General features: G+C 70.9%; 6 protein-coding genes and 1 pseudogene. 4 read left to right on the forward strand and 3 right to left on the reverse strand.

The window, feature by feature from the left end:
• Positions 1 to 145 precede the first annotated feature (145 nt).
• Both ACH4LD_RS38440 and ACH4LD_RS38445 read left to right on the forward strand, forming a co-directional pair.
• Positions 146 to 2,959 carry an AAA family ATPase gene (locus ACH4LD_RS38440; protein ID WP_398059716.1) on the forward strand — a complete coding sequence of 938 codons (2,814 nt, stop codon included), beginning with the start codon at positions 146 to 148 and terminating at the stop codon, positions 2,957 to 2,959.
• A 143-nt stretch (positions 2,960 to 3,102) separates the two neighbouring features.
• Entirely contained in the window at positions 3,103 to 3,837 is a 735-nt protein-coding gene (locus ACH4LD_RS38445) for a sigma factor (protein ID WP_398059718.1), read from the forward strand.
• Positions 3,838 to 4,099: 262 nt separating this feature from the next.
• Here ACH4LD_RS38445 and ACH4LD_RS38450 read toward each other — a convergent pair whose 3' ends face one another.
• Positions 4,100 to 4,669: a TetR/AcrR family transcriptional regulator gene (locus tag ACH4LD_RS38450; protein ID WP_103812145.1), complete on the reverse strand. Its 570-nt coding sequence runs from the start codon at positions 4,667 to 4,669 to the stop codon at positions 4,100 to 4,102.
• Positions 4,670 to 4,909: 240 nt separating this feature from the next.
• Between ACH4LD_RS38450 and ACH4LD_RS38455 the strand changes: the two genes are divergently transcribed.
• Both ACH4LD_RS38455 and ACH4LD_RS38460 read left to right on the forward strand, forming a co-directional pair.
• Entirely contained in the window at positions 4,910 to 6,298 is a 1,389-nt protein-coding gene (locus tag ACH4LD_RS38455; protein WP_398059720.1) for a carboxypeptidase regulatory-like domain-containing protein, read from the forward strand.
• A gap of 270 nt (positions 6,299 to 6,568) precedes the next feature.
• Positions 6,569 to 7,297, forward strand: coding sequence for an SDR family oxidoreductase (locus tag ACH4LD_RS38460; RefSeq protein ID WP_398059722.1), 729 nt, complete (start codon positions 6,569 to 6,571; stop codon positions 7,295 to 7,297).
• 245 nt (positions 7,298 to 7,542) lie between these two features.
• Here ACH4LD_RS38460 and ACH4LD_RS38465 read toward each other — a convergent pair whose 3' ends face one another.
• On the reverse strand, positions 7,543 to 8,034 hold the full coding sequence (locus tag ACH4LD_RS38465; RefSeq protein WP_398059724.1) for a hypothetical protein: 492 nt from the start codon (positions 8,032 to 8,034) through the stop codon (positions 7,543 to 7,545).
• Between the two features lie 962 nt (positions 8,035 to 8,996).
• Positions 8,997 to 9,200, reverse strand: a pseudogene (locus ACH4LD_RS38470) (ketol-acid reductoisomerase); the annotation flags it as partial.

Genomic DNA, 9,200 nt, shown 5'->3' on the forward strand with positions numbered 1-9,200 from the left:
GTGACAGCGTCGGAGCGTCTTTTGCAGTGGAGTCCGTCACAACAATCCGCCACAAGGTGTGGAGCCGTCCCAGGTATCGTTGTGAGGATTCTCCACAGCCCGTCGTGGGAGCCTCCCCCCGGATTCCTCCAAGGAGCCGCGTCACATGATCCCCAGCCCGCTCCCCCACCTGGTCGGCCGGCGTCGCGAGTGCGCGGCGCTCGACGACCTGCTGGCCGGGCTGCGCGAAGGTGGGTCGCGGGTCCTGGTGGCCCGTGGCGAGGCCGGAATCGGGAAGTCGGTACTTCTGAAGTACGTGGCCGCGCAGGCGTCACGGGTGAAAGTGGCCTGGGCACACGGCATCGAGGCCGACATGGAGCTGCCCTACGCGAGCCTGCACCAACTGTGTGCGCCGTTCCTGGACGAGCTCGACGAACTGCCCGAACCCCAGCGTGACGCCCTCCGCGTGGCGTTCGGGATGGCGGCCGGGGACCCGCCCGACCGCTTCCTGGTCGGCCTCGCCGTGCTCACCCTGCTCACCCGGGCCTCGGAGAGCCGACCGGTGCTCGTCCTGGTCGACGACGCCCAGTGGCTGGACCAGGTGTCGTTGCAGACTCTGGAGTTCGTGGCCCGGCGACTGCTCGCCGAGGCCGTCGCGATGGTGTTCGCGGTACGTGACCCCGACGGTCAGGACGCACTCCACGGTTTGCCGGCGCTGCGGATCGGCGGTCTCGACAACGTCGCGGCCGGAGAGCTCCTTGAGACCGCCGTCGGCGGGCAGCTGGAGAAGCGGGTCCGCGACCGGTTCGTGGCCGAGATGGGCGGCAACCCGCTCGCCCTGCTCGAATTCTCCCGAGGCCGCAGCGCCGCCGAGCTGGCGTACGGCCTGGACTCGGCGAACCTCCGGAGCATCCAGGGACCGGTCGCCAGCCGTGTCGAACGGGACTTCGCCAGCCGGCTCGGTTCGCTGCCCGCGGCGACCCGGACACTGCTGCTGATCGCCGCGGCGGAACCGGTCGGTGACGCGCGTCTGCTGGTCCGGGCGGCCGCTTCTCTCAAGATCACCCCCAATGCCGCACCGGCCAAGGCGGCCGGTCTGATCGAGTTCGGTGAGTCCGTGCGGTTCCGGCATCCGCTGGTCCGTTCGGCGGTCTACCACGGAGCCGGGCCCGAGGAACGCCGAGCGGTGCACCGGGCGTTGGCCGAGGCCACGGACCCGGTCCTCGATCCCGACCGGCGCGCCTGGCACGCCGCCCAGGCCGCCGACGGGCCGGACGAGGAGGTCGCCGCCGGGCTGGAGCGGGCCGCCGGCCGCGCGCGGCAGCGCGGCGGCATCGCGGCCGAGGCGGTACTGCTGGAGCGCGCGGCCGAGGTGACGCCGGACCCGTGGCCGCGGGGGCGCCGAGCCCTCGCAGCCGCCGAGGCCCACTTCTCGGCCGCCGCGCCCGATCGGGCCACGGAGCTCGCGACGGTGGCCGAACTGTGTCCCCTGAGCGCTCTGGACCGTGCCCGCCTGGCGCGCCTGCGGGCCAGGATCCTGTTCGCCCGCAGCCGCAGCGACGAGGCGGCACCCCTGCTCCTCGAAGCCGCCGCACAGTTCACCGCCGCCGGGTCACCACTGGCGCGCGAGACGTACCTGGAGGCGATCAGCGCGACCATCTTCGCGGGCCGGGTCCACGGTCCCACAGGTGCCCGCGCCGCCGCGATCGCGGCCCGCGGGTCCGGGGCGCCCCCCTCGGGCTCCAAGGCCGCCGACCTGCTCCTGGACGGTGTGGCCGCGCTCCTCGCGGACGGTTGTGAGACCGGTGTCCCGGCACTGCACGCCGCGCTGGACCTGCTCGCACACGAGGAGCTCGGCACCCGTGAGGCGACCGTGCGCTGGCTCCTGCTGGCCCCGGTCGCGCTGGAGGCGTTCATCCACTACGCCTGGGACCTGCACGCGTGGGACACGCTGTCCAGTCGCGCGGTGCGCCTGGCCCGCGACATCGGAGCGCTCGGCGCGCTGCCGCCGGCCCTCGTCTACGCCGGCGGGGTGCACATCCACTACGGTGATTTCGCCGAGGCGGCCCGGATGATCGACGAAGCCGACGCGCTCGCCGCCGCGACCGGCCACGCCCCGCACAAGTACGCGACGCTGGTCCTTGCCGCGTGGCGGGGCGAGGCGGACGTCGCCGCCGGCATCATCGAAGAAGCCCGGCAGCGGGCCGAACAACGCGGCGAAGTGGGACTGCTGGGCGCGACGGGCTACATCCAAGGCGTGCTGTTCAACGGCCTGGCGCGCTATCAGGAAGCCCTGGAGGCGGCTCGGACGGGCATCGAGCACGACGGGTTCAACTTCACCGGCCTGTCGCTGGTCGAACATGTCGAGGCCGCCACGCGTTGCGGTGAGCTGGACCAGGCCCGCGCCTCACTGGCACGGCTGGTCGAACTCACCCGCGCCGCCGATTCCGGATGGGCCCGTGGCGCCAGCGCCCGCAGCCAGGCTCTCCTCGCCGACGATGACGAGGCCGACCGTCTGTACCGGACCGCGATCGAGGAGTTCGGCCGCGGCGGTGTGGCCGTGGAGGTGGCACGCACCCACCTGCTGTACGGCGAGTGGCTGCGCCGCGGCAACCGCCGTTCGCTGGCCCGGGAGCACCTTCGCACGGCCCACGAGATGTTCGCCGCGATGCCCGCGCACGCGTTCGCCGAGCGAGCGCGCCGCGAGCTGCTCGCCACCGGCGAGCACGTCAGGGTGCGGGAAAGCACACCGGCGAGCGTCCTCACCCCCCAGGAGTCGCAGGTCGCGTCGCTCGCCGCCGAGGGCATGACGAACGCGAAGATCGGCGCGGAGCTGTTCATCAGTCCGCACACCGTGGAGTGGCATCTGCGGAAGGTGTACACGAAGCTCGGTATCAACTCGCGTCGCGCGCTGCCGGGTGCCCTCGCGGGCGCCCCGGCCGAGGAGAGCAGGGACGAGGGCACGGTGCGGTCCGGCTGAGGGCGGGTGCGGGTCCCCGGGTGACCCCACGGGGTCCCTACGGACTCGACCATGGGTGACAAGGGCGCGGTGGACGGTGCCCCCGGGCGAGGGTGGAAAGCGACGCCCTCGACGGGCGCCCGCCCACGAAGAGGAGTTCCCGGATGTCCGCGCCCAGCCCGGAGACGACGACGCCGACCGAACCGTCGGCTGCCCGGCCGGGCGAAGACGGCCTGGACACCGCCCTCGACATCTTTCTGGCTCAGCGGGCACGACTGTTCCGCATCGCCTACCAGATCCTCGGTGACGTGCCGGGAGCGGAGGACGTGATGCAGGAGGTGTGGGTGCGCTGGCAGCTCACCCACCGCGTGGAGATCAGGAATCCGGCCGCGTTCCTGACCACGGCCACGACCAGGCTGGCGATCAATGTCGTCCAGTCCGCGCGGCACCGTCACGAGACGCCGGCCGAGCCGCAGTTGGCCGACCTCGGTGACCGGGCCGCCCAGGATCCCGTGCTGCGTGCCGAGCAGACGGTGGCGGTAGAGGCGGCCCTGGCCCTGCTCATGGCGAGGCTGACACCGGACCGGCTGGCCGCCTACGTGCTGCGGAAGGGCTTCGACTACGCCTATGCCGACCTGGCGGGGCTGCTTCGGATCAGCGTCCAGAACGCTCGGGTGGTGGTCCACCGAGCGCAGGCCCGCCTGGAGTGCGGTCGTGAGCGGCCGGTCCCCGCCGAGTCGCACCGTCGTCTGGTCGCCGCGTTCCGGACCGCGGCCGGTACCGGTGACCTGGACGGCCTCGTCCGGCTGCTCGTCCCCGACAGCCCTGTGCACGGCCTGCCGTCGCCGGCCCCTGGATCGCCTCCCCCGGGTCACCGACCGGCCCGACATGCCGCGTGAGAGGAGGAGGCGAGGCGGACACGGCGCGTCGGCTCAGCGAGCGTGCGGGGTTCCGACAGCTCGGCCGACGGCCCGTTCTCGCCTTCGGCGCGCCTCGTCATGTGCCGACCGGCCCGGTGTTCTCCGAGTCCGCCCGCACTCCCTCCCGACGGTGAGGGACGCCGAACCGGTCCCTGGCGAGGCGTCGACCGCGGTGGGGCGCCGTCGGCTGAGCGCCGGGAGGACGGGCCCCGGGGGGTGGCGAGGTGGTCGAGGTGCGGGGTCAGCCGGGCGCCGTCGTGGCTCCGTCGATGAGGCGATCGGCTGCCGCGTCGGTACGGGCGACGTCATGGGTCACCAGGCGGTCCTGGCACAATCCGCGCAGGCCGGAAACGAGCAGCGTGGCCGCGGCTCGCGCCTGCTCCGGCGGGTGACCCAGCCGGACGTACGCGGCGGCGATCGGGCCGATCATGACCTCGACGGTGTCGGCGGCCAACTCGCCGTACTCCTCCGGGTCGGTGGCGGCCAGGCTCAGCAGTTGCAACAGCATGCGGACCGGTCCGGACTGTTCTCCGACAGTCATCGCCTTCCACAGCGTGCGGGCGGCCCGGCGCAGGCCGTCCGTGTCGCGGACGTCGTCGAACATCGCATGGGCATCCGGCCGGTTGGCGATCAGTGCCTGTGCCAGCAGGTTCTCGCGACTGCCGAAGTAGTACAGAAGCATTCGTTTGGTGGTGCCGATGGACTCGGCGAGCGGGCTCAGCGACATCTGGGCGAGCCCGTGATCTTGAAGGTGCGCCACCACCTGCCGGAGCAGCTCGGCGCGTTTTTCGACATTGACTGGGCGAGGCATGACTTTGACTGTACCGGTCGGTACGCATAGGCTCCGCGGTGTGTTGATGTGCCGATCGGTACATTAACTCGACGTTCGCGTCAGCGACGGCCGAGTGCGAAGGGCGTGAAGGGATCTCATGGAACGGGCTGCACTACGGGAAACGGTCACGAAGCGTGGAGCCGCAGGACGTGACCCAGCCGCCGTCCACCTGCCGAGGCGCGGCCCCGCACCCGTCCGTGGCGGCCGGGAGGCGGCTCTGTGAGACACCGCAAGGCGCACGCGCACACCGAGGGCGCGGCCTGGGTCAGGACCCTGGCCGAAACCCTGATGTTCCCGACCGTCCTCTTCCTGGGTCTTCTGTTCTGCTTCACCGCGGCCTTCCACGCTCCCCAACCGCATCACCTGAAGGTCGCCGTCGCCCGTCTCGAAACGGAACGCGAGATCGACACCGCCCTGCGCAGGACGCATCCCGGTGGGTTCGACGTCACCGCCGTAGCGGACGCGGGGCAGGCCCGACGGGCGGTGCTCCGGCGGGACGCCGTGGCGGGATACGCCACCGGTCGCGGCCACCCTGTGCTGTACGTTGCTCAGGCCAATGGGACATCGCTGGAACAGGCGTTGGTCCAGGGCTTCACCGAACTGGCGGCGCACGACCACCAGAGGCTGACGATCACGGACGTGGCGCCCACCGTGAGCAAGGACCGTAACGGCACCACGCTGGTCTACCTCGGTGTCGCGTGGAGCGTACCCGGCTACATACTCGCGACCACCCTGCTGCGGGCCGTGACCTTCAATCGCCGCAAGAAACTGATCACCGTCGCGGGCGTCGCCGCGTCCTTCAGCGCGGTGGGGTACCTCGTCGGCACATGGCTGGACTACCTCCCCGACAAGCCCTCGGCGCTGGCGATCGGCTTCCTGCTCACCATGGCGGTCGCCACGTTCTCCGCGGGCATCGCGCCGTTCACGCGGCAGTTCTTCCCCCTCGTGGGCATGGGGCTGTTCATCGTGCTGAGCGTTCCCACCAGTGGCGTGGCTCCCGTCCCACTGCTGCCGACGTTCTTCCAGGACCTGCACGCCGTGATGCCGTTGGGCAACGCGGTGGACGCCCTCAAGGGGCTGCTGTACTTCGACGAGGCAGGCGTGCTCGGACCCGTCCTCGTGCTCTGTGCGTGGATCACCGCGGGAGTCACCCTGCTCGGGCTCGACGCGTGGCGGCACCGGCACGAGGCCGCCGGGGAGAACGCGGAGGAGGCCCAGGAGGACATCCCGGAGCCTCCGGTCGAGGATCCGTCCGTGGAGGCTCCCGCGCCCACCGCGCTTCCCGTTCACCGTCATCACCACTTCGGCGAGCCGCTGCCCATGCTGGAGGGCACCGTCCGTGACGACGAGCAGCACCCCATCCGTCATGCCGCGGTGACCGTCATGGACACCCGCGGCCGGCAGCTGGTGCGGACCTCGACGAACGCGCAGGGCGAGTACGCCGTGACCGGCCTGCCCGAGGGACACATCGTCCTGGTCGTCTCCTACCCCGGCCGCCACCCGGTGGTGCACCAGAAGCTGGTCCGGTCCGGGATGGCCGTACGGGCCGACTTCACCCTGCACGGCCGCACCCGCTGGACGTCGTACCGGGCGCTGTCGCAGCACTGACCCGAGAGCGGGCCGCCTCTTCTGACCTGGCTCCGCCACCGTGCGCGTGGACCGGCACCGGCATCCGATGGTCCGGTCGGCCGACGGGCGGCGGGCGACGGCCGACCGGCGACGAAGCCCGTGTCACAAGCGAGCGCCATGCCCGGTCAGCCCTGTGTGCGGAGACGGGCGAGCGGAAGATCGTCTCAGTCGAGTGTGGCGGCGCCCTGTGACGCATGCATAGATGCACGACATCTACGTATTTACCCCAATCATCGCGAAAGGCACGTCATGAAGATCGCAGTCATCGGCGGAACCGGGCTGATCGGCTCACAGGTCGTCCAGAACCTGAACGCCGCCGGACACGAGGCGGTACCGCACTCGCAGTCCACCGGAATCGACGTCATCAGCGGTCAGGGGCTGGAACAGGCGGTCGCCGGCGTCGACGTCGTCGTCAACCTGACCAACTCGCCGACCTTCGACGAGGCCTCACCGGCCTTCTTCCAGACCTCGATGGACAACCTCCTGGCCGCGACCCAGAAGGGCGGCGCCGGACACTTCGTCATCCTCTCGATCGTGGGCGTCGACCAGGTGCCGGGGTTGGACTACTACCGCGCCAAGGTCCTGCAGGAAGACATCCTCAAGGCGGGACCGATTCCCTACTCGATCGTCCGGGCCACGCAGTTCATGGAGTTCATGGACGCCGTCCTGTCCTGGACCACCGACGGTGACACCGTCCGGCTGCCCGCCACGCCGATCCAGCCGATCGCCGCCAAGGACGTGGCCCGCGCGGTGGCGGAGGTCGCCGCGGGCACCCCGCTGAACGGCATCCACAACATCGCCGGCCCCGAGGTCTTCAACCTCGACGAGCTCGGCCGGATCACCCTGTCGCACAAGGGCGACCCCCGTACCGTGGTCACCGATCCCACGGCCGGTATGTTCGCCGCCGTGGAGGGTGACGTCCTCACCGACACGAACGCGCACCTCGCCCCCACCCGATACACCGACTGGCTCTCCTGACCGACGATGCCCTACTGACGGCGAGCTGAGCTGCGGCCGGCGCAGCGGGCGACAGCACCGACACCGGGACGGCGGTACCCCTTCGGGACCGCTCCGCACCGACACGCTCACGACCGAGACGCTCGATCGCTCCACGGTGGCGTCTCGGCCGTTCGGCGTGCCCGCGGAAGCGCACGTGCGCAGGGTGTGGACACCAGGTGTCCACACCCTGCCGGCGTCGCCCGGGTGAAGATGCGGACGGGGCGTCAGCGCACCGAGACGACCGTCAGGGACTTGACGGGGCCGGCGCCGCGCAGGGTGAGGTCGAACAGCAGGTTCCCCTGCCCAGGGCGCAGGTCGGCCGTGTGAGCAGGGGCGATCCCCCGTTCCGGGCCCTGTCGGCGCTCGCCCTGACGCGGCCCGTCGATGACGGTGACGTACACGGTGGACGGCCCGGTGTTCCGTACCCGGACCTGTGTGGTCGTTGAACAGCGCCGGGGCGCGTCGGACGTCGGGCACACATGACGCAGGTCACCGAAACCGTAAGTGCCGCAGGACAGCTCCTCGTCGGCGGGCAGAGCGGAACGGCAGGTGCGCCCGGCACGCACAAGGTCGCCGCCCGTGTCGCCGACGTCGCGTGCGGACGAGGTGCCCACGGCGACCAGGGTCAGGACGGCACAGCCCGCCCACGTGGTGGCCGCTATGAGATCGGGGCGTCTGCGAGCGGTCCACAGTCTGAAGGGACGTACGGAGTTCACTGGAGTCCTCGACACGGTTCGGTGATTTCACACCGTTGGGCAACGTCGGTTGACAGCGTTCGCTCACCATGACCATGCGCCGAGTGGATCTGTGACACGGGCGCGCCTGTCCTGTCCGCCGGCAGTGGGCGGGGCGGCACTGCCGGCGCCGGTGACGCACGCATCGCCCGCAGACTCCCGAAGCGGGGCCCGTGAGGAGGCGCCGAGTCGTGCCTCCCGGACCGCCTGTCGGTCCATGGCGTGACCGTCTGCGGAGGCGGCGGGCGGTACTTCAGGCCGGTAAGGCGATCAGGCGGCAGTCGGACAATGTCGTGAGGCCGGGGCGCCGGTACTGCGGCCCGGGCGGGTTCGCCACGAGCGAGGCGTAGCGCACCCCTCTTCCCTGTGCCGCCCGGAGCGCGGTCACCGTCAGCGGCGCGCCGATGCCCGGTCGGCGATGCGCTTACATGACGGGGACGAGGAGATCCCGGCCACCCCTCCGGCGGTGAACCACCGTGGACGCGACCACCCGGCCGACCCGGCCGCGACGCTGGATGCGGCCGGGCCGGCCGGTGCACGCGCCGGCCCGCGGGTGGAGACGAGCGACCATGATGAGCGTGTCTCCGGTTTCCTCACTGTGCGAGTGGCGGACATGGCGGCCTTCTCCGCACATGCCGTCGCGAACGGTGCCGACTTCCTCACCGAGCCCGTCGACCGCGGATCCTAGCTGCGCTGCTGTTTCCGTGATCCCGAGGGCCACGGCATCGAGGCGGGCCAGTCCACCGGTCTGCTCGTAGGCTCCCAAGCGGCCACGCCCACAGAGTCCAGTTGAGTTCTCACTTCTCCGCTCTCGCCTGGTGCGTGGTGCCTGGCTCTTCCTCGGAGAAGGGGTGCGGGGCCGCGTCACGCATACAGTTGCCTGAACCCCGGTCAGCTCCGGCGACCGCCCGGGCCAGTGTGCGGTGTCGTGACCGCCGAGAAACTCACGCCTCTTCGTGCACCCAGCTCATCAGCTTGCGCAGCTGCTTGCCGGTGGTCTCCAACAGCAGTTCGGAGTCCTGCTTCTTGTACTCGTTGTACTTCTTCAGTCCCCCGTGGTACTCGTCCATCCAGTTCCGGGCGAAGGAACCGTCCTGGATCTCGGCGAGGACCTTCTTCATCTCGGCCTTCGTGGCGTCCGTGATGAT

The organism is Streptomyces sp. NPDC017676, from assembly GCF_044329325.1.
Taxonomy (GTDB): domain Bacteria; phylum Actinomycetota; class Actinomycetes; order Streptomycetales; family Streptomycetaceae; genus Streptomyces.

What these genes read in the sequence shown, in the direction of transcription:
- ACH4LD_RS38440 (WP_398059716.1), top strand. Translation starts at nt 146, where the DNA reads ATGATCCCCAGCCCGCTCCCCCACCTGGTCGGCCGGCGTCGCGAGTGC.
- ACH4LD_RS38445 (WP_398059718.1), top strand. Translation starts at nt 3,103, where the DNA reads ATGTCCGCGCCCAGCCCGGAGACGACGACGCCGACCGAACCGTCGGCT.
- ACH4LD_RS38450 (WP_103812145.1), bottom strand. Translation starts at nt 4,669, where the DNA reads ATGCCTCGCCCAGTCAATGTCGAAAAACGCGCCGAGCTGCTCCGGCAG.
- ACH4LD_RS38460 (WP_398059722.1), top strand. Translation starts at nt 6,569, where the DNA reads ATGAAGATCGCAGTCATCGGCGGAACCGGGCTGATCGGCTCACAGGTC.